Raw genomic sequence first — 24,798 nt, forward strand, 5'->3', positions numbered from 1 at the left:
TCCTCCTTTAGTTTAAGGTATTTTGGTTTTGATACGAGATTTTACGTCAAAATACGCACCAATCCCTACTTAAATATGGCATAAAAGGAAAATGGATACTATGTAATATTTGTAAATATATTGTAAATTCAGTTCCTATTACCCAGTAATTTCCTAAAACAGATAAAAATACCTAAACACATGCTTATAGTAGTTTTTTTTCAGATAGAAAAAGTATAAGTGAAGCAAGATTAAAAGGGTATTAGAATAAACCTGTCCCTTTTCCCTGATACTCTAACTTCCGCAGTTTACAGCTAAAACTTATGACAATTCATCTAATATATCAAGGTTGAAAAGTTGTATCAAAACAGCTATAATGAAAGTTACGGGGCATTAGCTCAGCTGGGAGAGCGCTTCGCTGGCAGCGAAGAGGTCAGCGGTTCGAGCCCGCTATGCTCCATAAACAGAAAAAACGCTGAAACCATGGAATTGGTTTACAGCGTTTTTTTAGGTTATTCCTTTCACACAGCAGCTCAATGATGGATCCCTGCAAAAAGTGGCAATTGAAGTATTTAATCAAACGTTTGTCCAATTTCGTATAAACCTTTTAAAAACCTTTATTAATCTTTAACTGTCAGAATACCCTGTAAAACCCGCTTTAAAAATTAATCCCCTGTCTGCAAGATAATTGATTCTATCTTTCCCCAGGCTTTTTTCCGTTAACAATCCAGTCTATTTATAACAAGGCGCACTTTATAAAATTATTGAAATCATCAATGACAAGAGCGGTTTTATTTGATATGCTTAATGCAATAGTTCTACAAATCTCATATCGCAAAACTACTAGGGGTGCCCAATGGTGTGGGCTGAGAGGAAAGCATGTGTACACTTTCCGACTCTTATGGACCTGATCTGGCTAATACCAGCGGAGGGAAGTAGTCGGACATTACGTCCATTCTATTTTCAGCTTATCAAGCCAGGTCCATTAAGGATCTGGCTTTTTTGGTGCATTCCTTTATTGAAAAGGAGGAAATTATGAATCGAACCCGTTTGTTAACAACAATGGCCGTTTTTGTAGCAATTGGAACGATCGGTGCCCAGTTATTGTGGTTTCCGACAGGTATCGCAAGAGCATATCCTGTTCAGCATGCAGTCAATGTAATGGCTGCTGTCATGCTTGGCCCAGGCCCTGCCGTAGCAATCGCCTTTATGATTGGCTTGCTTCGGAATATGCTTGGACTTGGAACATTATTGGCTTTTCCAGGTGGAATGATCGGTGCTTTTTTCGCGGGCTATCTTTATAAAAAAGTCGGGAAAAAGCCAGCGGCTGTCATTGGTGAATCTTTCGGATCCGGAATAATCGGATCATTGTTCGCCGTACCTTTTGCCCAGGTATTTATGGGAACCTCTGTTGGTGCATTGGCTTTTCTTCCGGGATTCTTTGCAAGTAGTATAACCGGGGGCTTGATAGGCTGGTTCATCATTACAAGAATTAAAACCGAAACTCTACTACGTGTTTAACAGGAGGCTGTTCAATGACTTTTACAAATGTTTTAAGAGAAGAAAACGAAGATATTTTCCAAATGATATTTGATCATCCATTTGTTCAAGGTATCGGTAAAGGGAAACTTCCACATGAAGCAGTGGAACACTATGTGAAGGCTGATTTTGAATATTTAAATGCCTTTATGCAGATTTATGGAGTTGCCCTGTCAAAATCGTCCAAACGGGAGGATATCCGCTATTTTCATGAACGCATTCAGTTTATTTTACATGACGAGATTCATCCACATCATAATTTCTGTGATTACATTGGTGCTGGCTATGAGGAACTTCAGGGATACCCACTTCCCCCAACTGCCGACCATTACGTCAAACATATGATGTACCATGCACAAACAGGCACATTGGCAGAAACGATAGGCGCATTGTTGCCTTGTCCATGGACATATATTGAAATTGGTCAGGAATTGGTAAAGAAATTTAACCCGACCGCTGACCACCCTTTCTATACGTGGATTAACTTTTATGCGAAATCAGACAGCACTACAATGGAAATGCGAAAACAGTTGGATATTTTGGCCGCTGAGGCATCAGTGACAGAACAAAAGCGAATAAAAGATGCATTCCGCAAAAGTTGCCAACTTGAATTAGCATTCTGGGAAATGGCTTATACATGTGAAGAGTGGCCATCAAAAAGGACGGTGTCAAATCAATGAAACAAGTATCATGCGCACTTACAATTGCCGGCACAGACCCAAGCGGTGGCGCGGGTATCCATGCCGATCTAAAAACGTTTCAGGAGTTAAAAAGCTATGGAATGTCTGTCATAACCTCCGTAGTCGCACAGAATACAACTGGTGTTCAGGCAATTCATCATGTTCCGCTTGATATGATTGAGCAGCAGCTTGATTCCGTCATTTCAGATATCCCTGTCCATGCATTTAAGACTGGGATGATTGCAAACATTGACATGATGAAGATAGCAGCAAGGAAAATACCCGAGATCAAGGCTCCTTACGTGATGGACCCTGTCATGGTGGCGACTAGCGGTGACCCATTGATAGAACAAAGCGCACGTGACTTTTTACGAGAACAGCTTTTGCCATTAACCACGGTTGTAACACCAAATATCCCTGAAGCTGAATATCTTATTGGGGAAAAGATCGAAACGGTGGAGGATATGAAACAAGCTGCGGAATTAATTGTTGAGAAATATCGTGCAGGCGCCGCTCTCGTCAAAGGAGGTCATTTACAGGGAGAAGCAATTGATTTTCTATACGATGGTTCAAAAGTGCATACTTTCTCCGCAGAACGGATCAATACAAAAAATACGCATGGCACTGGATGTACTTACTCTGCAGCGATTACTGCCTATTTAAGTCAAGGCTTGCCATTATATGATGCGGTCGATAGGGCAAAGCATTTTGTAACAGCAGCCATTCAGCATTCCTTTCCCATCGGTTCGGGGAACGGTCCGACTAACCATTGGGCAACACGAGAGGGAGAAGGTAACCATGGATCAAACAATTAATAAAGTCAGAAAAAAAACTCCGTTAATACATCATTTAACCAATCAAGTCGTTATGAATTTTACGGCAAATGGGCTTTTGTCTTTTGGGGCTGCTCCTGTCATGGCCAAGGCGACTGAGGAAGCTCAAGAAATGGCCTCTTTGGCTAATGGTGTATTAATCAATATAGGCACATTGACAGCTCCGGACTTAAACGCTATGATCGTTGCCGGAAAGACTGCAAACGAAAGGGGTATACCTGTCGTGCTGGATCCGGTAGGTGTAGCAGCAACTCCATTTCGGACGAAAGCTGTTAAACAGATTTTAGATAAAGTGAAACCAGCAGCCATTAAGGGGAATGCAGGCGAACTTGCCCACCTTGTCGAGATTCCATGGGAAACAAAAGGCGTTGAATCTATTGGTGATGGAGATACAGAAGAAATTGCCAGAAAAGTCAGGGATGTATATGGTACTACAGCGGTAATTACCGGAAAGACGGACATTATTTGCACAGAAAACGATTTGATCCGTAATGATACAGGCCATCCTATTTTAACTAAAGTGACAGGTGCAGGATGTCTGCTGGGTTCCATTCTAACGGCATGTCTTACGACTGATGACAAAGTGGAAGAACAAGCCCTTGCAGCTGTAAAATTTTATGGCTTAGCGGCAGAATATGCTGCTTCAAGTAAAGAGGTGACTGGTCCCGGAACTTTTATTCCACGCTTTATCGATGCCCTTTCACTTAACATTGATCAGCTTGAGAGGAGATAACTGATGACATTATCCACGAAGCAAATTTTACGTAAATACTTTATCATGGGCAGCCAAAATTGCAAACGTGATCCTTTAATAATATTGGAAAGAGCAGCCAAGGCCGGAATAACAGCCTTTCAGTTTCGCGAGAAAGGAGAAGGTTCTTTAACTGGTAAGGCAAAATTGGTATTAGGTAAGCAATTACGGGACATTTGCAGGGAGCATAACATTCCTTTCATTGTTAACGATGATATCGAACTAGTTAATCCCTTAGAGGCTGACGGAATACATCTCGGACAAGATGACCGGTCTGTAGATGAATTACGAAGGATGTATCCCAACAAAATCATCGGTCTCTCTGTATCAAATAGAAATGAAGTTGCCAACAGCCCCATTGAACTGGTTGATTATATTGGTGCCGGACCAGTTTTTTCAACAAATACAAAATCGGATGCAAAATCTGCAGTTGGCTTGGAATGGATTACTGCACTAAGACAACATTTTCCCGAGCTTCCTATAGTAGGAATAGGTGGAATACAGCCAGATAATGCCGCCAACGTACTTGAAGCTGGGGCAGATGGAGTATCTGTTATTTCAGCCATCACGGATGCACCTGATATTGAACAAGCCGTAGTAAGCCTATAACTATTAAATCAAATATCTTTTATAACCATAACCGTTTTGGAAACGGGTTTGAAGGCAAGTACGATTAATTTCTTTTGTCGCCAAACCCGTTTCCACTTTTTTTACATAGAAGGATTTCTAAATTTCCATCTGCTGATCGCCAAAAAACACCCTTGCATCACGCATACATTGTGAAGCGTCAGCAAATCCAGTCTTGTCACGGTGTTGAATTGTACGTACACTCATTCCTGTCAAATCGTTTACTTCGCTTATTCTCCACTCTGACCATCCCCTATCCCCCATTGCTATGAAGTGTAACTTTAGATTTAATACAAGAAAGATATTATTTTTCTCCCGCCCATTCTGTAAAAATCCATACCCAACTGGATTAATACCCCATATATTAAAGGGAACGATTTTTTAGCAAGTAAGGCATACGCCGAAAAGGCTTGGCGCATGACAAGTTTTCTAATAAGATTGTAGGGGAGGAAATTAATAGATGAATTACCATCAATCACCACATGATAATGATGAGCGACAATTTGGCTTACCAGGGTATTTATTAGGTCAACTATTCGGAACCGGCGGACAACAGCAATTTCCGGGAGGTCCAGGCGGGTTTCCTGGTGGACCGAGCGGGTTTCCGGGAGGTCCTGGTGGATTTCCTGGCAGCCCAGGCGGGTTTCCTGGCAGCCCAGGCGGGTTTCCTGGTGGACCGGGCGGGTTTCCGGGAGGTCCTGGTGGATTCCCTGGCGGACCGGGCGGGTTTCCCGGTGGACCTGGTGGATTTCCAGGAGGAGGACAACAAACAGGAGCACCTACAACACCACCTCCAAGCTTTACACCAACTCAATCAGATTTTCAAGCCTTAGCTGTTGACCCAGGTGGTATCCGCGGGTGTTTATTTCGATTTACCTATATTTGGCTGAGACGGGATGCATTCTGGTTTTACCCAACATTCGTCGGAAGAAATTCAATAGCCGGCTTCAGATGGACCGGCTTTAGATGGGTGTATTTCGGTATTGACCTTGATAGAATCCAGTCCTTTCAATGTTATTAATACCATTCTCAACCAACACCACCGATACTTCTTTTCTCTTCATTTTCTGAGGAAAGGAGGGATGGGTATGTATCAGTTAGCTTTCGTTTTTTTGGCAGCAATTCTGGCAGGTTTTGCTTTGATTGTTGTAACGAACCTTGCAGCAACATTTCTATCGGCAACAGTAATTAATGTTTTAGTTGCCGTAGGAGCTATCGCTGTGATCGTTTTTGCCTTGGCCTTACTCTATTTGGCTTTAAAAGTGCTGTTTAATAAATATTTGAAGTAGGGCTTTATATACGAGCTACACGTTAGGCTAGAATGATTTATTTCAATCAACAGCATAAAAACGTTAAAAACACAGGTGCCAGAGGGACGCCTGTGTTTTTTATGGGAAATCGCGTTAAACTTGAAACAAGAAACTGGATGGCTCATTTTTAATATTAATATTTCTTATCTTCTTTCTTTCGCATTTCTCGTTGCCAGATAAGCCCTTGTTCCAACGCCATTTTCTTAGCTATGCTAGGTGCATTCCATAATGGCGGCAACAATAATAGTGATACCGGTACTGCGGTTATGACGATGGAATTCTGTATTGAAGTAATACTGTCTTCTCCAATTGTAAGAATCACCATCGTTGTTGCGCCGAAAATCAATGCCCAAAAAACGCGTAACCATCGTTTGGGATGATCTGTACCGTTAATTGTAGCTGCGACCGTATAAGACATTGTATCCGTAGTTGTGGCTACAAATATGATCGAAACAATCAGAAAACCTAACCCCATCAATGTCCCCATTGGAAGCTGATCCGTAATTGCCATCACGGCCGCGGGCATGCCACCTTCATTCAAAGGATTTGATATGGAACCAGGATTCTTATTTTCGAAAAACACTCCTGTGCCACCAACTACAGAAAACCAAAAATTGTTAACAAGTGGTGCTACAATAGAAACTGCAATAATTAACTCACGAATGGTACGCCCACGAGAAATTCTGCTGATAAATACAATCAGCATAGGCGCATAACCGATAAACCATCCCCAGAAAAAGATCGTCCAAAAGGATAGCCACCCCTCTTCTCCTCGGTACATACTCATGGTAAAGAAATTCTGCAAATGTACGCCTGTTCCTCCCACAAATGCATCAATAATGAACATTGTAGGTCCTATCACAAGAACGATAGCTGCCAATAAAATAGTGAATTTAACATTCCAATTGCTTAAATGGTAAATTCCCCGGTCTATTCCTGTAGCAGCTGAAACAGCTGCAATCAATGCAAGTACCATTACAACAATAATGCTTACTGTCAATGTATTCGGTACATTGAACAAGTGATTAAGTCCGTAAGATATTTGCAGTCCCAGAAAGCCCAGCGGTCCCAATGTACCAGCAACCGTAGCAATAATGGAAAAAATATCGGCAGTTGAACCAAGTACACTATTGTTGTAAATTTTTTCACCAAATATCGGATACAGTAACCCTCTTGGCTTCAACGGTAAGCCACGGTCATAATGGACATACATCATTACAACTACTGCGAGAGTCCCTAATATAGCCCATGCAGTAAATCCCCAATGCATGAATGACTGGGCAAATGCAGCGCTCATATTATTAAATTCCCCGCCGCCAAATAATGGAGCTGTCTCCATATAATGATACATTGGTTCAGCAGCAGCCCAGAATACACCGCCACTTGCAAGTAATGTAACTAAAATCATGGAAACCCAGCCAAAGTAACTGTATTTCGGTTTTTCCTGTTTTCCCAGTCTTACCTTCCCATATTTTGATACAGCAAGTCCAAGACCTATGAAGAAGTTAGCAAGCAAAAGCAACTGCCAATATGCACCGAATAAGTCCGATGAATAGGCAAATAATGTGTTTACTACCTCTCCAACCCTCTCGTTATTAATTAATGACAGAATAATAAATGCCAGTAAAAATCCTCCGCTAACTATGAATACCGGCAAATCAATTCGCTTTTTCTGATTCAAATTCACGCTTTACCCCCTAATTTTTTCAGGAGCAAGTGTCTAAAATTTAGTGTTCCGTTTTGTCATTAAAGACCGTTGGATGGAAATTAATTATTTGAGTTGCTTCATCGCAAATAAACATGACGATTCTCCACCAACTTGCTCATTTTTATAACACAGCTTTCAATTATAAGTATTAATCATTAATGTTACAAATAATATCCCCCTATGTTACAAATGAATTCGTGAACACATTTTAAAGATGTATAAATACAGGCAAAGCTTGTTGCAGTGTGCTGTATGTTTTTATTTTCTTAAAATCGATACCAAGACTCACCATTGTATGGGATACCTCAGGACGGATACCTGATAGCACCGTTTTCACACCAATCAATTCCAGTGAATCGACTATTTTAAAGATGTGATAGGCAATCATTGTATCAATATAAGAAACACCAGATAGATCGATAAAAAGATAATCCAATTCACGCTGATTAGCTTCATATAGAGCATTTCGCATTAATCGTTCGGCTCTGCTTTCATCTATCCCTCCAACTATAGGAAGGATGGCCATTCCCTCCAAAATGGGCACTACTGGCGCAGAGAGTGTAAGAAACTCTTCCTCTTTTTTATCAAGATTTTCCTTATAAGATGCAATATACGCAGTACTGTAGGCCTGTATTATCTTGTCATTAATCTCATCGAATATGTCTGCAATTATGAGAGAAGTTTCCAAATGAACTTCAAGCTCCAGCATTATTTGTTTTAAATTTCTCCATATACTTCTTCTCACTTCATAGACTTGCCTGATGCCTACATCCAAATCTCTGGCCTCTAACCAAGTCAATCCAAGATTATTGCCAAACTTTAATGCATGCTCCTCAGCATTTCCTTCCTTCTTTTCAAAAGCTTTTACAGTCAAGGTCAATAATTCATCCATATTTTCTTCCATATTTTCCAGTTCGTTAAACTCTTCAGAGACTTCCTTTACCAACTGCTGTTTTCTTTTCTTTAAGTGTTCAATAATCTCATTGATTTCTTCGTTTATATTTAACGACAAACCGTATCACCCCAAATGAGTTCTTTTTTCAATTATACATCAAATTTTAAAAAATTGATGAAAGTATTGTTGGAAAAGGGATTCATCAAGGGGATGAGAATATTTGATATCATTCAGAAAACACACATGAACAGAAGAAATTTAATATTATCCTTGACCGCGTACTAAGCTACACGGTTTATTATGATTAGAGAGGTGAATAATATGAGTTACAGAATTAGTGTATTTGCAGAAAAATGCAATGTAAATAAAGAGACGATCAGATATTACGAAAGGAAATAGAAATTCAAGAACAAATTGCAGATTTAAAGCGTATTGAGTCAATGATAAAGGACTTAAGAGCCCGAGTTAAAAATTCTTGGCGTTCATATTGTATCGGAAAATGCAGGTAATGTGATTTATGCAGCGACACTTGCAGTCAAGTTTGGATTGACCGTGGAGGATTTAAAAGATAGCCTTGCACCCTATTTAAAAATGGCAGAAGGATTGAGATTAGTTGCTCTTACATTTGATAAGGATGTTTCGAAATTATCTTGTTGTGCAGGGTAAATGTGAATAAAATGACTTAAACTGGTGCAACAGTTGAACAAGGCAATCAGATTAATGATTGTCTATTCTTTTTCTGATAATATTAGGAATATTATGTTAGTGTTGAATGGAACTGTTGAGCAATCGCGGCATTGAATTCAGTGATTTAGGGAGCAATGAAGGAAATTTGTAAAGAATTGGAGGGAGACTATTGAAGCAAAATATTTATGACAATCCTGTTTTCTTTAAAGAGTATATATCTTTACGTGAAAGTGGTGTAACCTATAATGATTTTGTTGAACAACCAGCAATAAAATCAGCGATTTCAAGTCTCAAAGACAAATCTATATTAGATCTAGGATGTGGGACTGGCCATTTTGCACAGTATTGTATTGTGAACGGTGCATCAAGGGTTATGGGTGTAGATATCTCTAGAAATATGATAGATCAGGCGAAAAAGAAAAACGGGCATGAGAAAATAGAATACATATGTACCCCAATAGAAGATTTAGATTTACATAATCAAAAATTCGACTTAATTATAAGCTCCTTGGCGGTCCACTATATAGAAGATTATTCACAACTGATTGTAAAGGTCAAAAGTTTATTAAATAAAAATGGAGAATTTATATTTTCAACTGAACATCCTATTGTAACTGCTCGAAACGATATGAAAAATTGGGTGAAGGATAGCAAGGGAAATAAATTACATTGGGCTTTAGACAACTATCAAGAAGAAGGCACAAGAGAGCAGCATTGGTATATTGATGGTGTCATTAAATACCACCGAACGATTTCAACCTTATTGAATACGCTTATAGACAATGGATTGATACTAGAGAAGATTATTGAACCGCAGGCAATTCCATCTGGATTAGTACAAATGCCTAAGTTAGTAAATGAAGAAAGAAGACCATCCTTTATTGTTATCAAGTCAAGAAGCTTAAGTTAAATCAACCGTTTCACTATCTGGTGCAATACAATAAGGAGTTCACCATTAATAACGGCTTTTTTACTAATCGTCTTTTTCTGATTCAAAAAATAACAATATTATGTATCATAGGAAAAAAACAGAGGGGGGAAGTTAAAATGGAACTGAAACTTGAATATTATGTTTTAGCCCTTTTCATATTATCATTTGGATTTTTCTTTATTATTGCATCTTGGCTAAAGACAGATGAAGCATATAGAGACCTATTGCTTACTATTGCAGTGCTTCACTTTGTTATGTCAAAACTGATAACAATAAAAAAGATAGAAGAGGAATAGCTTTTTTGCATTAACTGGTGCTTTCCTTTTATAAGGCAACCACATCCTTGTTCCACGAAAGGATCGGGTTGTTCAATAAGAAGTTACAACAGGAATATTCATATACTTTAGAATAGAATAAGAATATGAAATGAGGTATTTAGATTGAAAGAATTTATTGGGACATTTTTGGTTTGCGTCGTTATTTGTTGGATTACAGCGTTTTTCTTCCTTGGTCTTATCTTGGATAATAGTTGGGCTTTAATCATTTTTATTGCATTCCCGCTGGCGGTGTTTATTACTGTTTTTATGAAACAGGAATCCAGAATTGAAGATTTAGAAAAAAAAATAGAAAATATATCAAATAACAAACAGGATTAAGTGTCTTCGCAGTTGAATTATTGGTATTTGGTGCAAGAGTTTAACAACAGACATTATAAAGAAAAATGGCTTGGACATTCCTCGATTCTCCGAGCCATTTTTTCATGAATTTAATAGTATAAGTTATGTGGTGACAGGTGATATTTAGCAAGCGTTTTACTGTTTTGCACCTCACAAGTGAACCGGTCACTAGTACATAGACGTATTTTCACTCATTTATGATTTCATCAACTGTAGTTTCAACCTCTTTACGGGACATCTTTTCTTTACCGCTTTTTAAGGCTTTAAGTGTTCTATGGGCAAGTGCTAATGGGATTTTACAGAATAAGATAATATTTCTTGTGTCGATTTGTTTCATATACTGATCAGCTTTGTTTAAATTATCTTCAGCATATACAAACATGTCTTCCCGGGTCCATCCATCCGGAAAGAACCGGACACCGCGTTCAGCATCTTCATCTTTATTACGAAGAATATTAACAGCCTGAAGGCCTCTTCCATAACCAATTGCCAGTTCACGGTCTGTTTCTGTTCCATCATACCATTTCCAAATATCAGACAGCATAACACCTACCAGACCTGCTACATAATATGTATATTCGTCCAAGTCTTCTTTCGTATGAACGACCCAGTCCCTTTCCACCCATTTAGCCATGCCTTCAGCCATCTCACTGGTTGACTCCTTAACCTTCCCGACAATCTCAGAAGGGCAGAATTCGAGCCAGTCTCCCAAGCGCAATGTAACTTCTGGCAACAATGATTGGTAAGGTTTTATAAGCTTTTCGTATGCATCAGAATCAAAATCAGTCTTCAATAAATTACTTGTTTCCATCAGTAATTGCTGCTTCACTTTTGAATCCAATTGTTCATGATCTTCAATTTCATCAATTGCCCGCATGCAAAGGTATGCTGAGCCTACAGTTTTTTTCAACGAAGAATTCAACAATTTAATAGGGATATAAAACGTCCTGCTAGTTAGTTTGAGGACATGCATGGCTTCTTTTTCCAATTTAGCTTGATTACTCAACGAATTTCCTCCTTTAGACTTTCCTGAGGTAATTTAATTATAACAAAAACCCCCGCCTTTTTCCCGTTTCGTATCTTAGTGCCTGTCACTTCCCGGTTTTTGACGTATATTGTCGATTTTTTGCTAAAAATAAACTGCGATTACGTTTTTTTCTTGTCGGAGACGGGAATTAGGTCTACTATTGTACTGTTAGATTTTAATTAGAGAGGCGTAGGAATATGGATAAACGCGTATATTTATTAACGATTGTCTCCTTTGTCGTGGGGATGGTCGAGTTGATTATAGGTGGCATTCTCGATCTGGTTGCCATCGACCTGAATGTCAGTGTGGGGCAGGCTGGTATATTAATTACAGTTTTTTCACTTGTTTTCGCTGTTGCTTCACCGATATTACTATTTTTGACCGCAAAAATTGAAAGAAAACGGTTGACCTTAATTACATTATTTATTTTTCTGCTGAGTAATATACTAGCCTTCACCAGTCCAGTATATAGCGTTTTATTTATTAGCAGAATCATTTCAGCAGCAAGTGCTTCCCTGTTGATTGTACTATGTGTAACCATGGCTTCAACAATCGTAGCACCCGAATATCGTGGCCGTGCTATCGGAATTGTGAACATGGGTGTCAGCGGCTCACTTGTACTTGGCATCCCATTTGGTTTAATGCTTGGAAACGCATTTGGATGGCGCGCACCATTTGTTTTCATTTCGGTATTAACATTATTTTCAATAGCTGGTGTGTTCTTCTTTATGAAGAAAATTAGTCCGAGTAACGTTTCCGTTTCCTTTACGGATCAGCTGAGCACGTTAAAAAGTAGTAAAATACTGTTGGCCCATGCAACGACCTTCCTTGTTTTAGCAGGTCATTCCACACTCTATACCTATTTGACTCCTTTTGTAAAAGTTACAATGGGACTTGATGGTATGTGGGTCAGTATCGTGTACCTTGTATTTGGTGTTGCTGCCGTAAGTGGTGGAGCGCTTGGAGGCACTTTTTCCGATTATTTCGGTTCCAAGCCGACCATCCTGTCAGTTATCGTCATTTTTATCATCGCCATATTGACCGTACCACTTTCTACATTTTCCATACCCTTCTTCTTCATTATGATGGTCGTATGGGGAACAATGAGCTGGGCTATAACGCCGCCAATTCAGAGCTATCTGATTGAATCATCTCCAGGTAATTCAGATATTTTGATCAGCCTAAACAATTCATCACTGCATTTAGGTATTGCGGTCGGTTCATTTGTCGGAAGTATCGTCGTCGATCAGGTCGGCATTGAGAAAAATGCATTCGTAGGAGGAATGATCGTCACTCTCGCCCTCCTCACCGCAACCCTATCCATTAGGGTGCCTGTCACTTCCCGAAATTTGTCGAAAAGGACGAGAGAAAAATCCACTGATTTTTAGTGGGTTTTTCTTATAGCTTCATATTTGGGCCAATTCGAGTGAGCTGGTCCATGGTCCCATTCTCATCTGTATTTTTCATAATTCCGTAAAACAAGAATACTGATCAGTCCTGCTCCCAGCCCGAAAGCACCACCAAATTCAATATTTCCTAATAATAGACCGATTGTAAACCCAAGACCCAGACATATAATGAACACAGCCCCTGAAACTGCTTCCCTCATTGTTGATTCCCCCAATTGCGTGATTTATAATAGTCTATTGTACCGTTCATGTTTTTGTTCATTATCCCGCTCTCACTTTGAAAACGCTTCATGTAATTGTTCAAAAATTCGCTATTGCCATACTATGTTTTTCATGTTTAAATGAATTAAATATACAAATTGAAGTCTTTCTGATAAGGCTATATGAGGTGATTTTTTGGAAAATAAAATATCTGTAGGACTTTTAGGCTTAGGTGTTGTTGGTTCAGGAGTTATTAAGCTAATTGAAAACCATCAGGATAAACTTGCACATCAGCTTGGCTGCAGTGTTCAAGTTAAAAGCGTTCTCGTTCGCAATCTGGAAAAAGCACGTGACGTGGAAATTAATGGCACGGTTCTGACAACCAATCCGGATGACGTTTTAAATGACCCGGAGATTGATATTATTATCGAGGTAATGGGCGGAATTGACGAGACAAGGAAGCATATCCTAAAAGCTTTCTCCGCTAAAAAGCATGTCGTTTCTGCAAATAAGGATCTTGTTGCATTGCATGGGCCGGAACTTCAGGAAGCTGCAAACCAAAATAAATGCGACTTTTACTATGAAGCAAGTGTTGCCGGTGGTATCCCAATCCTCAGAGGTATTGTCGAGGGTCTTTCCTCAGATCATATCCAACAGGTAATGGGAATTGTAAACGGAACAACAAATTACATATTAACGCAAATGGATAGTGAAGGTGTCAGTTATGAGGATGCATTGAAAGAGGCGCAGGAACTCGGTTTCGCTGAAGCTGACCCATCCTCTGACGTGGACGGTCTGGATGCCGCAAGAAAAATGGCTATCCTTGGCAGACTGGCTTTTTCAACCTCTGTCGATCTTGAGGATGTCGAAGTAACAGGAATCAGGGGTATTGAATTGGAAGACCTGCAATATGGTGATAAACTTGGATATACGATGAAACTGATTGGATTTGCCAATTTTGACGACCATGAGCTGGAGGTTAACGTACAGCCTACCCTCCTGGCCAAAAGTCATCCGTTAGCAGCAGTCAAAAATGAGTTCAATGCCGTTTATGTGTATGGAGAAGCTGTCGGTGAAACGATGTTCTACGGTCCCGGGGCAGGAAGTCTGCCTACCGCTACGGCAATCGTTTCCGATCTCATTACTGTGATTAAAAATCTCCGTCTGGGCGTTACCGGAAACCAATGGATTGAACCACATTTCAAGAAAGCATTGAAAACTGCGGAAAAACGTCATGCACAATATTATGTGAGACTCTTTGCAAGAGATGAAGCAGGAGTATTCTCGACGATTTCCTCTCTATTCCATGAGCGGGACATCAGTTTCAAACGAATTCTGCAAACACCTGACAAAAAGCGCGAATATGCAGAGATTATCTTTATCACGCACGATACAACACTTGAAAACTTCCGCAATGCACTTGAAAATCTTCATGAGCTTGATGCTGTCATGGAAGTAAAAAGTTACTACAAAGTCGAAGGAGATGCAGTTACATGAACTGGCAAGGCCTATTAGACCATTATGAACAATATTTACCTGTAACTGAAAATACCCCTCCCCTCTCATTGATGGAAGGAAATACACCGTTAATTCATTTTTCTAACCTATCAAAGGAATTGGGAATTGAATTATATGGGAAAGTGGAAGGCGCTAACCCAACCGGTTCTTTTAAAGACAGGGGAATGGTCGTTGCTGTTGCAAAAGCAATCGAAGAAGGAAGCAAATCGGTTATCTGCGCTTCAACAGGGAACACTTCTGCCGCTGCAGCCGCATATGCTGCCAGAGCTGGAATACGGGCAATCATTGTTATTCCAAAAGGAAAAGTCGCCCTTGGAAAACTTGCCCAAGCTGTGATGTATGGTGCAGAAATTGTAGAAATCGACGGAAACTTTGATGAGGCATTGAAAATGGTACAGAAAGTAAGCGAGATAACACCTGTCACATTGGTGAATTCTGTGAATCCATACCGTCTGGAAGGCCAAAAAACAGCTGCCTTCGAAGTCTGTGACCAATTGGGCTCAGCACCAGACATACTTGCAATCCCTGTTGGAAATGCCGGGAATATCAGTGCTTACTGGAAAGGCTTTAAAGAATATAATGAGCAAAAACAAAGTGGACTTCCACAAATGTTTGGTTTTGAAGCTGAAGGTGCAGCAGCAATTGTTCAGGATAAAGTGATTGATAATCCGGAAACAGTAGCGACTGCAATACGCATTGGAAATCCGGCAAGCTGGAGTCTTGCTGTGAAAGCCAGGGAAGAATCTGGCGGGATGATCGGTTCCGTTACTGATGAAGAGATTTTACATGCATTTAAAATGTTGCCAAGTAAAGAGGGTATTTTCGCCGAACCAGGCTCTTGTGCATCGATTGCAGGGATCATCCAGCAGTGCGCCAATGGAACCATTAAAAAAGGAAGCAAAGTTGTCGCTGTTTTAACAGGTAATGGATTAAAGGATCCGCAGACTGCTATTGACCAAATGGAAATTAACCCCGTTTCCCTGCCGAATGATGAAAAAGCTGTCATAAGCTTTATTGAAGAGATGGTAAAAGAATGAAACCATTTAAAATTTCCGTTCCGGCAAGCTCCGCCAATATCGGACCGGGATTCGATTCTATGGGATTAGCTGTAAATCTTTATTTAACATTGGAAGTAACAGAATCGGATGACTGGGAGTTCAGTTCCCAGTCATCCGATTCCAACTGCAGCCATAAAGACCATTTCATTTATCAGATAGCAAAACAAACGGCAGAACGCCATAATGAACAGCTTCCTAAGTGTAAAGTAATCGAAACGAGTGACATTCCTTTGGCCCGTGGACTTGGCAGCAGTGCTTCCGCAATACTTGCAGGTATTGAATTGGCAAACAAAGCTTGCGGTCTTCGTTTGACTTCCGAGCAAAAACTCCGATATGGTACGGAAATTGAAGGGCACCCGGATAATATCGCCCCGGCATTATATGGCGGTCTGGTCATTTCAACGGTAACCAAAGATGAAATTGATTGGATTCAAATACCTTCATTGGATGTAGATTTAGTTTTGTATATACCTGAAGTTGAGCTTAAGACAGAAGAAGCCCGCGAAGTTTTACCTGACAGTTATTCAAGAAATGATGCAGCAATTGCAAGTGGTATAGGCAATATGGTTGTCGCTGCATTGTTGTCCGGAAACTATGCACTTGCCGGCAAAATGATGGAACGTGATCAATTTCATGAACCATTTCGTGCCAAACTTATTCCTAATTATGACCGTATACGCTCTGAAGCGAAGAATAATGGGGCATATGGGACGGTCATCAGTGGAGCCGGACCAACAATGCTCTCACTTGTTCCAAAAGGCGAGGGACAAGCCATTGCAAGAAAGATGAAAGATCAGTTGCCTGGCTATCGTGTAGAAGTATTAGACATAGATGTTCAGGGCTTGGTTGCAGAATAATAATAAATCGTATTTAAAAAAACACTTGAAGCTACAAGTGTTTTTTTGTTTAGTCGGAATCATGATAGATTAACATATCCTTTAGATAAACAACACAAAATGATAAATCCAATTATTCTTGATTCACCTCTACTAATGTCCATTTTTAATACAAAAAATAACTGCCGTTGATAATGATTAACGGCAGTTATTTGCTAACCCAGCATGAAAATCCATCGATTAGATTATGGCTTCCCAGGCTAGGCCGGCTTAAACAGTTATATAATTCTACCCCATCAATGCAGTCATGAGTGCTTTTTGTGCATGCAGGCGATTTTCTGCCTGCTGAAAAATTACGGAATGTTTTCCATCAATCACTTCGGCGGATACTTCTTCTCCACGATGTGCAGGCAAACAATGCATAAACGTAACGTCGTCTTTGGCTTTAGATAATAATGTGGCATTTACCTGATATTCAGCAAAGTCCCGTTCTCTTTTCAGCTGTTCCTCTTCCTGCCCCATACTAGCCCATACATCCGTATAAATTACATCGGCATCTTTCACCGCAACCGAAGGATCAACCTCAATACTGATTTTCGCATGATGCTCCTCGGCTATTTGAATCGCTTTTTCAGTAACTGCCTTATCAGGTTGGTACCCAGCTGGCGCAGAAATTACAAGATCCATTCCCATTATTGCAGCTCCCATCATAAGGGAATGGGCCATATTATTCCCATCACCGATATAAACGACTTTTACACCTTTAAGAGTTCCTTTTGTTTCTTTAATTGTCTGCAGATCCGCCAGAACCTGGCAAGGATGGTATAAATCTGTCAATCCATTGATTACTGGAATCGAAGCAAATTCTGCAAGCTCCTCTACTGTTTTCTGGGAAAAAGTACGGATCATAATCCCATCCAAATAACCAGAAAGCACTTGAGCAGTATCTGCTATCGTTTCTCCTCTGCCAATCTGAATATCTTTTGAACTCAGGAATATTCCCAGACCACCCAATTGATAGATACCTGCCTCAAAAGAGACACGCGTTCTTGTTGAAGATTTCTCGAATATCATTCCTAAGGTTTTTCCCTTGAGGGGCTCGAAAGCATTGCCCTCTTGTTTCTGTTTTTTTATATAATCTGCCAAATCAATTAAGTAGTTGATTTCTTCTTGTGTATAATCAGCAAGTGTCAAAAAGTCCCTGCCCTTTAATCCCTGTTGTTGAAAGTCAATTTCTTTTACCTTCGTTACCATAAATGAACACCTCTCTAAAAGTGATTGTATGAATCATTATGCATTAAAAAGTATAATTATACAATAGTTTTTTATAAATTTACATTAATTTTTAAAAAGTATAAAAGGTATAATTTTTATACTTGATATATTTTTTATATCAGATATAATATTTAACAAGAGGTGTTTTCGCATGAAAGTTTGTCCTTATATTGAGGCTTCATTCCAAATTCTAGGGAAAAAATGGAATGGGCAAATTATCCACTATTTATCACTTTGTGCTAATGAACAGGCGCATTTTTCAGAAATAAAACGTGATTTGACCGGGATAACTCCCCGAGCCCTTTCTTTAAAGCTATCTGAGCTTGCCAAGATTGGTCTAGTGGAAAAAATCATTGAAACAGGTTCTCCTGTAGTTATTTCCTATCGATTGACCGAAAAGGGCATTTCGCTCGCAGAAAGTCTTAAGCCCCTTCAAAAATGGGCACAGACAAATATGGAAGTAGACATTTAATCAATAAATAGAAAGAGGGAATGGTGAAATGGTAAATAACAATCGTATGGTTTGTAACCCAGAAACAGGTATTTGTGGTGATGCAGGTGAGGAAGGAATGCAAATGATTGATTTCAGCAAACCAAAGAAGTCAGTCGATCTCTATTATGTGACAGACCCGATATGTTCCCACTGCTGGGCTATTGAACCACAGCTGCGCAGGTTTTTTGAGCAATATGGTGATTATTTTAACGTGCATACTGTAATGGGTGGACTGCTCGAGAAATGGGACGGCGGATTTGCCGATGTTAAAAATGGCATCGCCGGTCCATCTGATGTTGCCGGTCACTGGCGGGAAGTAGGAGAACAAACACGGATGCCAATCGACGGGTCCCTATGGCATGACAATCCAGTAGCGTCTTCCTATCCACCATCACGAGTGTTTAAAGTTATTCAGAAATACGATGAGAATCTTGCTCCCGTTTTTCTGCGTCGTGCAAGAGAGGCTGTCTTTGCCTTCAATGAAAACATTGCGGATGAGAATGTATTGATTAAACTGGTAGACAATCTAAACCTGGATGGGGAAAAGATTGTCAAAGAAGCCGAATTACCTGCCGGAAAGCAATTACTGAACGAAGATCTGCAACTTGCCGGAAGTCTTGGAGTAAGGGGTTTTCCTACAATTATTCTTGTAAATGAAGACAATAAGGGAGTAAAAATTACGGGAGGGCGCTCATTGGAATACTATATAAACGGGTTAAAACAGGTCCTTGAGACAGAAGAACTTCAACCAAAACAACAACCAACACTTCCTATTCTGCTTGGAAAAGAAAAAATGCTATTCTCCAAAGAAATTGAAGTCATGTATGATATCGAGCAAAAAGATGTTGAGACCTTTGTCGAAAAGGAACTTTCAGATGTAAAATATGAATCAAAAGAGCTTCTGGGAGAAACTTATTTTGCGATAACTTGATTGAGTGATAAACGGTAAGCAGATGCCAAAAATATGTAAACCCGCTTCATTCAAAAGCGGGTTTCTGCTAATTTATCTTCTGTAAAATAACTACCTTCAAATAATTCCCCTGATTAAAGTTTCGGTCAACCTGAAAATCAGATGGCAATGAATATTCCTCGAGAATTTTATATTTCACTTTCATGTCCTTAAAGCCTTTGTCAAGAAATCCTTTGAATTTTTTCATTCCAAAGGAGGCATTATTTGTGGAGGCTACGATAATTCCGTTTTTCTCAAGAATTGCGAGTGTATCCTTGATCAAATCCGGATAGTTTTTTGCCGTACTGAATGTATGTTTTTTTGAACGGGCAAAGCTTGGCGGATCGAGTACAACCAAATCAAACTTCAATTCTTTCCGTTTCGCATATTTGAAGTAATCAAAGACATCCATTACAATGATATCCTGCTGTTCGAAATCAATCCCGTTCACACTGAACTGTTCGATTGTTTTACTTTTACTGCGCTTGGCAAGATCGACACTGGTTGTTTTGACAGCTCCGCCAAGGGAAGCAGCAACAGAGAATGCACCAGTATATGAAAATGTATTCAGCACATGTTTGTCCTTTGCATACTGATCACGGATAGCCTTTCGGACCTCTCGCTGATCCAGGAAGATTCCTACCATTGCTCCATCATTCAAGTAAACGGCATAATTCATCCCATTCTCTTTAATAAGAATAGGAAACTCACCGCGCTCCCCCTTTACAAAGTCATCATCGTCAATATATTGTCCCTTCGTATCAAAGCGCTTCTTTTCATATATTCCTTTATAGTCACCTAACTCATCCAGCACACGGATAACCTTGTCCCTAAATGAGTAAATTCCTTCACTATACCAGCTGAGCAGGTAATAACCATCAAAATAATCGATGGTCAGCCCACCGATCCCATCGCCTTCCCCATTGAAGAGACGAAATGCAGTTGTGTGTTCATCTTTATAATATGATTGACGCTTATTGATTGCCGTCAGAATTTTATTTTTAAAAAAGACAGCGTCAATTTTCTCTTTTTCATTAAACGAAAGCACCCAGCCAAGTCCCTTGTTCTGCTTTCCATGATAGCCTTTCCCAAGAAAGTTGCCTTGCCCATCGACAAGATGGACGAGGGCCCCTTCCTCCGCCAAAGCTCCTGGATTCATGACTGCATCCTTGTTTATCAACGGATAGTGGTTTTTATAATGACCGATAAAATCCGGTTTTACTTTTAAATCAATTGATTCTGTCATATTGTCATCCAATCCTGTTTTTTTACATTATCGCATTTTTTTGGCAAACGCGAAAGCAATACTATTCCTCTCTGATTTTTGCATAGATGCAGGTATCCCTCAATTCCTTTTGATCTGCAGACAAACTATCTTGTCTTAAAGTCCCTTCAAGTTCGAAATCCAGTCTCTCGGCAACGGCGCGGCTTTTTATATTTTTGGCATCACATCGGATTTCGATACGGTTTGCTTTCAGTTCATTAAAAGCAAAATCCGTCAGACCGGCGACTGTCTCGGTAACATAACCTTTCCCTGTGTAGCGTGTATCAGCCCAGTACCCTATTTCAAATTTTCTGATGTCCCAATCTATTCGATGGAGACCAGTGGAGATAATAAAGTCCCCTGTTTCCTTCAAAAAGACATGAAACCTCAAACCTTCCCTAGATAAAAACCTTATGTAAGCCTGCCGAATATTTATTTCGGTCTCTTCCTCGCTTGGTGCTTGCTGAGCAAAGGACATCCAAGGTTGTAACTCATTGAGGGAGGCTTTTATTGCAGCGTTTGCCGCTTTTCCATCACCCGGTTTCGGTGCCCTTATCAGTAAACGCTCTGTCTCAAACTCAAATGGAAAATCCAGTAAAAACGGATTCATATGTAAGCTCCCCTTTAGAATGTCGAATTATTATTAAATTCGATAACACCATAACAAATTCCTTCCTAAAATTTTTTTTAAGAAAGCAAAACCCTATGATGCAAAGAAACATCATAGGGTTGAGGTCAGGCCTTTTCAATTAATTCCAGTATGAAATCACCGACAGCATCTGCCTCATACAGATTTGTGATGGAAGTGGAGTAATTGTTGATGACAGCAGGAAATTCAATGTTTTTTTCGGGAATCTTAACGTTAAAATCATTTTTATAAAGCAATGTGGTGATCTCGTGATAGTCCTCACTTGCCACTTTAAAATCAAAGCGCACTTTCTTGAATTCATTTCCATTCACATTCACCGATTCAACATGAAGGTCCGTGGCATCAATTGTTAACTCATTTATCATTACGGTGATATTCATTTACATCACTCCAGACTATGATTCGTGTAAGTGTGTGTTCAAAAAGGGGAAAAAATTCGGAAGCGTCATTTTTACCCCACTTTTTGAACAACCTCTATAAGTTAAATACTAACAGTTTCCAGCCGATTTGTTTACCCGGACACATTTTTAGACATTAATATTATAATTGTTCCTGTTTATATGCGTTGCGTCTTAAACGATTTTCTTTTCTTGCTGGTGCGGTAGAAAATAAAACCTTTTCCTCATCACTTCCCGGGAAAACGCCGGGTACTGGAACAGGTTTTCCGTTTTCGTTTACTGCAACCATTGTCAGAAATGATTCTGTCGTAAGTTTCTTTTCATTTTTGATTAAATCATGTGCGGTCACTTTTACATACACTTCCATGGAACTTGTCCCTGTATACGTTACATAAGCCTCCAAGGTTAATGAGTCACCCACTTTCGCCGAAGAAAGAAAATCAACCGAATCGATGGAGGCTGTGACTACTGCACTATTCGCGTGCTTCATTGCGGCTAAGGCAGCAATTTCATCAATATATGCAAGTATTTTTCCACCGAAAATAGTATTTAAATGATTAGTGTCCGGCGGCATTACCAGTCTGGTCTGGATTGTTTTCGTATCTTTTATAGCTATCTTCTCCAATGTCAATCTCTCCTTCTTGAACCTCTCACGAATGAAATAAGCGGATTCTAGGCTGGTTAATATACAATAAAAACACCTTCTCTGATTGAAGATGTCCGGGAATGTCACTAATTATGATGAATGAAAATAAATCTAAATTAGCGCGGCCACCCTCCTATCTCCCGTAGGAATAAATGTCCTTCCTTATGGCAGGTCTCCTGGCTTCGAATCACCGAATCCTATCTGCCTTTCCGTGAACAAAATCGTAAGCGCCTTGATCACCCCCGACAAGCTTAAGAAGAAACTACCAGAGGCGTTCTTTGCTACAGGTAGTTTCTTCTTAAGACCTCGAGGGGGTAGTCCGCTTTCGCTGGACGATCAAAAGCGTAGGTGACTGTTTAGAAACTCTATGCTAGCAAGGGACTGGAAAGCGCATGGTTTTCGCGCTTGGAATGTCCTTTGCTTATGACAGGAGTTTCTAGGAACCGGAGCTTGACGTGGCTGTTTAGGTGTAAGAGTTAATTACTGCCAAAATCTATGCTTTCTTATTTTTCCATAAAAAACAGTGGCTGCCTGAAGGATTCTCCTCGTTACAGTGTCGGGACCGCGCTGGACTTTCACCAGCTTCCCTTTTCAACTTTGAATAGAAGGCCGCCATAACATGAAACTTAACTCATTGGAAGGTTTTTCATTCCTTGACTTGAGTTTTGCATAGCAAGAATGTGACCTGAAGCCCTTGAATCGGAATTGGGCTTGTATTAACAGTAGATTCCCCACTTGCAATTCTTTCCAAATACTTGATGGGAAGTCTTACAGTCCGTTAATGTAGGATAAAGCGATAATATTTATTTTATTCAGTATAACACATTAGATAACGAAGGGCAGGCAAGTAAGTTGATACTACCTTCAATTGAAAGCGCTAAAAACCTTCGAATACGGACTCATCAAACAATATAAGGGAACAGCGGGATGACAAACCGACAATCATATGGAATGCACTCCCCCCTCGGACAGCATGCATGTAAATAGTCTGGGTGAAAGGAAAAGTAATAGCACTTTGGGAATTTTTTGTCCTAATTCATATAAAACCTCCCCCCTAATGCAGAGCACCCTTCATTGTTAATCTGTTCAATTGGGAAAGTGCAGAAGTTCTTTATGTGGAAAATATTGCCAATTAACGCAGTATATAATTTATGCGACTTAAAGCTTTCAAGGCCAATTTTTTAAGATAGGAAAGAAATAGATATGAAAACTGAAAAATTATTGATAAATAGTTATGAATTGGAGGGAAATAGGAACGTTTTTCAATGGTACATCAAATAAAAATTTAAGAAACCCTTTTTTAACTTCATAAATATTTTGAGGTTGTAAAATTCCGTTGACATAAAGATTAATATAAGTAACTGTTTCAGGATCTAAAATTCCTCGATCCCCATACTCTTTTAATTCATCTACATTCGTATAAACTGATTTGACTCCATCAGATAAAGTAAAGTAAATATAATTATCAGCTTTAGATACCTTTCTAAAATTGAGTTTAATGTTCATTTTTATATGAGATGTGGTATTGACCCAATCATGAACTTTAGTGGTAGAAATAACATGGGTTTTTCTGTTTTTCATTAATGTGCCTCCTTAACAGCTTACTTCATATAGTTAATGATAGGAGCCTTTTGTTCGTGACGGCGGATATACACCTAAGTCGCAGGCCGCTATATATTGTTGAAAAAGAATGTTAAAAACCCATGAGATTTTAATGCGATTAAGCTACACTTATTTATTTGTACGGGAGAAAGTTGCTTTGGAAAAAGAGAACAAGTGAAATATGTACCGTTAAGAATGACGAGTCTATAACTAAGTACTCTTGTTTATGGTTGGGATAATTAACGTTTATATTTATAGGAGGGAAGAAAAAAATGTATATTTTACCTGAATAAAATGCTGATACTAATATTTCATCTTTACATTTACTATTAATAAAGGAGGTGAGGCTTTATGGCTATTGTTAAACCCTTTATAGACTCACAAAGATTCGCTTCGACCATCGGTGACGGTACAATTGAAGTTGATAATCGTACGTTTGTTTTTGCTGATACTACTGCTGATGCTGGTCTAACAGCTTTTCCAACATCATTTGTATCGTATAACCTCTATCTAAATGGTATACTTCAGCTAGACACTGAATCAACTTTTGATGGCACTACGTTAACAATTATTGATGGAAACTTACAGAATGCTGGTGTTCCTGTCCTGCTAGAATGTATTGTGAACTAAAAGGGGTAACGTTTTGAATTTATAACGTGAAGGATATTCCAATATTAATAAGCCCAATTCCTAAGTATAAAAATAGAGAAATTGGGCTTATTTCATTACACCATTATTGCTCGATTGTTGTATATGGGAAATAGCTAAGCCTATGAGCAGGTAGAGGGAACTTAACGGATACTTAGTTATGGATTTTGCGTGATTGCCTCGTGAATGATTTCTATATCTGATTGGC

General features: G+C 39.5%; 27 protein-coding genes, 1 tRNA gene, 2 pseudogenes and 2 riboswitches. Of the genes and pseudogenes, 20 read left to right on the plus strand and 10 right to left on the minus strand.

Features of this window, described 5'->3' with window-relative positions:
• Window positions 1–366 precede the first annotated feature (366 nt).
• From A4245_RS05695 to A4245_RS05730, 8 genes are all read left to right on the plus strand, one after another.
• Window positions 367–439: transfer RNA gene (locus A4245_RS05695), tRNA-Ala, on the plus strand.
• Between the two features lie 375 nt (window positions 440–814).
• Window positions 815–930, plus strand: a riboswitch (TPP riboswitch).
• Between the two features lie 84 nt (window positions 931–1,014).
• Window positions 1,015–1,500, plus strand: coding sequence for an energy coupling factor transporter S component ThiW (gene thiW / locus A4245_RS05700; protein WP_067726559.1), 486 nt, complete (start codon window positions 1,015–1,017; stop codon window positions 1,498–1,500).
• A gap of 14 nt (window positions 1,501–1,514) precedes the next feature.
• Complete coding sequence (tenA, locus tag A4245_RS05705) at window positions 1,515–2,198, plus strand: thiaminase II (protein ID WP_067726560.1); 684 nt, start codon at window positions 1,515–1,517, stop codon at window positions 2,196–2,198.
• Window positions 2,195–3,013: a bifunctional hydroxymethylpyrimidine kinase/phosphomethylpyrimidine kinase gene (gene thiD / locus A4245_RS05710; protein WP_067726562.1), complete on the plus strand. Its 819-nt coding sequence runs from the start codon at window positions 2,195–2,197 to the stop codon at window positions 3,011–3,013. Before tenA ends, thiD begins: the two co-directional genes overlap by 4 nt.
• Window positions 2,997–3,764: a hydroxyethylthiazole kinase gene (thiM, locus tag A4245_RS05715; protein WP_067726564.1), complete on the plus strand. Its 768-nt coding sequence runs from the start codon at window positions 2,997–2,999 to the stop codon at window positions 3,762–3,764. The genes thiD and thiM overlap by 17 nt, the downstream gene beginning before the upstream one ends.
• 3 nt (window positions 3,765–3,767) lie before the next feature.
• Window positions 3,768–4,391, plus strand: coding sequence for a thiamine phosphate synthase (thiE, locus tag A4245_RS05720; protein ID WP_067726566.1), 624 nt, complete (start codon window positions 3,768–3,770; stop codon window positions 4,389–4,391).
• A 478-nt stretch (window positions 4,392–4,869) separates the two neighbouring features.
• Window positions 4,870–5,430 carry a hypothetical protein gene (locus A4245_RS05725; RefSeq protein WP_067726568.1) on the plus strand — a complete coding sequence of 187 codons (561 nt, stop codon included), beginning with the start codon at window positions 4,870–4,872 and terminating at the stop codon, window positions 5,428–5,430.
• A 67-nt stretch (window positions 5,431–5,497) separates the two neighbouring features.
• Window positions 5,498–5,698, plus strand: coding sequence for a hypothetical protein (locus A4245_RS05730; protein WP_067726570.1), 201 nt, complete (start codon window positions 5,498–5,500; stop codon window positions 5,696–5,698).
• 154 nt (window positions 5,699–5,852) lie between these two features.
• Here A4245_RS05730 and A4245_RS05735 read toward each other — a convergent pair whose 3' ends face one another.
• On the minus strand, window positions 5,853–7,406 hold the full coding sequence (locus A4245_RS05735) for a BCCT family transporter (protein WP_067726572.1): 1,554 nt from the start codon (window positions 7,404–7,406) through the stop codon (window positions 5,853–5,855).
• Between the two features lie 229 nt (window positions 7,407–7,635).
• Window positions 7,636–8,439 carry an STAS domain-containing protein gene (locus A4245_RS05740; protein WP_067726574.1) on the minus strand — a complete coding sequence of 268 codons (804 nt, stop codon included), beginning with the start codon at window positions 8,437–8,439 and terminating at the stop codon, window positions 7,636–7,638.
• 204 nt (window positions 8,440–8,643) lie between these two features.
• On the opposite strand from A4245_RS05740, the pseudogene A4245_RS19620 reads away from it, so the two are divergent.
• The 5 genes and pseudogenes from A4245_RS19620 to A4245_RS05755 all read left to right on the plus strand — a co-directional run.
• Window positions 8,644–8,718: pseudogene (locus tag A4245_RS19620) on the plus strand (MerR family DNA-binding transcriptional regulator); the annotation flags it as partial.
• 69 nt (window positions 8,719–8,787) lie between these two features.
• A pseudogene (locus tag A4245_RS19625) lies at window positions 8,788–8,988 on the plus strand (mercury(II) reductase); the annotation flags it as partial.
• A gap of 190 nt (window positions 8,989–9,178) precedes the next feature.
• On the plus strand, window positions 9,179–9,919 hold the full coding sequence (locus A4245_RS05745; protein ID WP_067726576.1) for a class I SAM-dependent methyltransferase: 741 nt from the start codon (window positions 9,179–9,181) through the stop codon (window positions 9,917–9,919).
• A gap of 137 nt (window positions 9,920–10,056) precedes the next feature.
• A complete protein-coding gene (locus A4245_RS05750; RefSeq protein ID WP_067726578.1) occupies window positions 10,057–10,236 on the plus strand; it encodes a hypothetical protein in 180 nt (59 codons plus the stop codon).
• A gap of 144 nt (window positions 10,237–10,380) precedes the next feature.
• Complete coding sequence (locus A4245_RS05755; RefSeq protein WP_067726580.1) at window positions 10,381–10,596, plus strand: hypothetical protein; 216 nt, start codon at window positions 10,381–10,383, stop codon at window positions 10,594–10,596.
• Between the two features lie 208 nt (window positions 10,597–10,804).
• On the opposite strand, the gene A4245_RS05760 is transcribed toward A4245_RS05755, so the two are convergent.
• Window positions 10,805–11,623, minus strand: coding sequence for a squalene/phytoene synthase family protein (locus tag A4245_RS05760; protein ID WP_067726582.1), 819 nt, complete (start codon window positions 11,621–11,623; stop codon window positions 10,805–10,807).
• Window positions 11,624–11,841: 218 nt separating this feature from the next.
• Between A4245_RS05760 and A4245_RS05765 the strand changes: the two genes are divergently transcribed.
• On the plus strand, window positions 11,842–13,032 hold the full coding sequence (locus A4245_RS05765) for an MFS transporter (protein ID WP_067726585.1): 1,191 nt from the start codon (window positions 11,842–11,844) through the stop codon (window positions 13,030–13,032).
• Window positions 13,033–13,094: 62 nt separating this feature from the next.
• Here the strand turns inward: A4245_RS05765 and A4245_RS20320 are convergent, their stop codons facing one another.
• The gene (locus tag A4245_RS20320; protein ID WP_199860650.1) at window positions 13,095–13,253 is read right to left on the minus strand and encodes a hypothetical protein; all 159 of its coding nucleotides are present in this window, start codon (window positions 13,251–13,253) and stop codon (window positions 13,095–13,097) included.
• 196 nt (window positions 13,254–13,449) lie between these two features.
• Between A4245_RS20320 and A4245_RS05770 the strand changes: the two genes are divergently transcribed.
• Genes A4245_RS05770 through thrB form a run of 3 tightly spaced genes read left to right on the plus strand, consistent with a single transcriptional unit; the run spans window position 13,450 to window position 16,687 of the window.
• Entirely contained in the window at window positions 13,450–14,751 is a 1,302-nt protein-coding gene (locus A4245_RS05770) for a homoserine dehydrogenase (protein ID WP_067726587.1), read from the plus strand.
• On the plus strand, window positions 14,748–15,809 hold the full coding sequence (thrC, locus tag A4245_RS05775; protein WP_067726589.1) for a threonine synthase: 1,062 nt from the start codon (window positions 14,748–14,750) through the stop codon (window positions 15,807–15,809). The genes A4245_RS05770 and thrC overlap by 4 nt, the downstream gene beginning before the upstream one ends.
• Window positions 15,806–16,687 (plus strand): homoserine kinase, encoded by an 882-nt coding sequence (gene thrB / locus A4245_RS05780; RefSeq protein ID WP_067726591.1) that lies wholly within the window; start codon window positions 15,806–15,808, stop codon window positions 16,685–16,687. Before thrC ends, thrB begins: the two co-directional genes overlap by 4 nt.
• A 267-nt stretch (window positions 16,688–16,954) precedes the next feature.
• On the opposite strand, the gene argF is transcribed toward thrB, so the two are convergent.
• Window positions 16,955–17,920: an ornithine carbamoyltransferase gene (gene argF / locus A4245_RS05785; protein ID WP_067726593.1), complete on the minus strand. Its 966-nt coding sequence runs from the start codon at window positions 17,918–17,920 to the stop codon at window positions 16,955–16,957.
• A gap of 172 nt (window positions 17,921–18,092) precedes the next feature.
• On the opposite strand from argF, the gene A4245_RS05790 reads away from it, so the two are divergent.
• Together A4245_RS05790 and A4245_RS05795 are read left to right on the plus strand one after the other, a co-directional pair.
• Window positions 18,093–18,413, plus strand: coding sequence for a winged helix-turn-helix transcriptional regulator (locus A4245_RS05790; protein ID WP_067726595.1), 321 nt, complete (start codon window positions 18,093–18,095; stop codon window positions 18,411–18,413).
• A 28-nt stretch (window positions 18,414–18,441) separates the two neighbouring features.
• The gene (locus A4245_RS05795) at window positions 18,442–19,365 is read left to right on the plus strand and encodes a DsbA family protein (RefSeq protein WP_067726596.1); all 924 of its coding nucleotides are present in this window, start codon (window positions 18,442–18,444) and stop codon (window positions 19,363–19,365) included.
• Window positions 19,366–19,432: 67 nt separating this feature from the next.
• On the opposite strand, the gene A4245_RS05800 is transcribed toward A4245_RS05795, so the two are convergent.
• The 5 genes from A4245_RS05800 to A4245_RS05820 all read right to left on the minus strand — a co-directional run bounded on the left by A4245_RS05800 (window position 19,433) and on the right by A4245_RS05820 (window position 23,921).
• Window positions 19,433–20,629, minus strand: coding sequence for a class I SAM-dependent rRNA methyltransferase (locus tag A4245_RS05800; protein ID WP_067726598.1), 1,197 nt, complete (start codon window positions 20,627–20,629; stop codon window positions 19,433–19,435).
• Window positions 20,630–20,690: 61 nt separating this feature from the next.
• On the minus strand, window positions 20,691–21,257 hold the full coding sequence (locus A4245_RS05805; RefSeq protein ID WP_067726600.1) for a GNAT family N-acetyltransferase: 567 nt from the start codon (window positions 21,255–21,257) through the stop codon (window positions 20,691–20,693).
• A gap of 125 nt (window positions 21,258–21,382) precedes the next feature.
• Window positions 21,383–21,676, minus strand: coding sequence for a DUF3219 family protein (locus A4245_RS05810; RefSeq protein ID WP_067726602.1), 294 nt, complete (start codon window positions 21,674–21,676; stop codon window positions 21,383–21,385).
• A 160-nt stretch (window positions 21,677–21,836) separates the two neighbouring features.
• A complete protein-coding gene (locus A4245_RS05815) occupies window positions 21,837–22,268 on the minus strand; it encodes an acyl-CoA thioesterase (RefSeq protein ID WP_067726762.1) in 432 nt (143 codons plus the stop codon).
• A 480-nt stretch (window positions 22,269–22,748) separates the two neighbouring features.
• A riboswitch (cobalamin riboswitch) is annotated at window positions 22,749–22,972 on the minus strand.
• Between the two features lie 586 nt (window positions 22,973–23,558).
• On the minus strand, window positions 23,559–23,921 hold the full coding sequence (locus tag A4245_RS05820) for a DUF4183 domain-containing protein (protein WP_067726605.1): 363 nt from the start codon (window positions 23,919–23,921) through the stop codon (window positions 23,559–23,561).
• Between the two features lie 372 nt (window positions 23,922–24,293).
• Between A4245_RS05820 and A4245_RS05825 the strand changes: the two genes are divergently transcribed.
• Entirely contained in the window at window positions 24,294–24,572 is a 279-nt protein-coding gene (locus tag A4245_RS05825) for a DUF4183 domain-containing protein (protein ID WP_067726607.1), read from the plus strand.
• The last annotated feature ends 226 nt before the right edge of the window (window positions 24,573–24,798 follow it).

Origin of the sequence: Oceanobacillus damuensis (assembly GCF_001618145.1) — a bacterium.
Classification (GTDB): domain Bacteria; phylum Bacillota; class Bacilli; order Bacillales; family Amphibacillaceae; genus Oceanobacillus; species Oceanobacillus damuensis.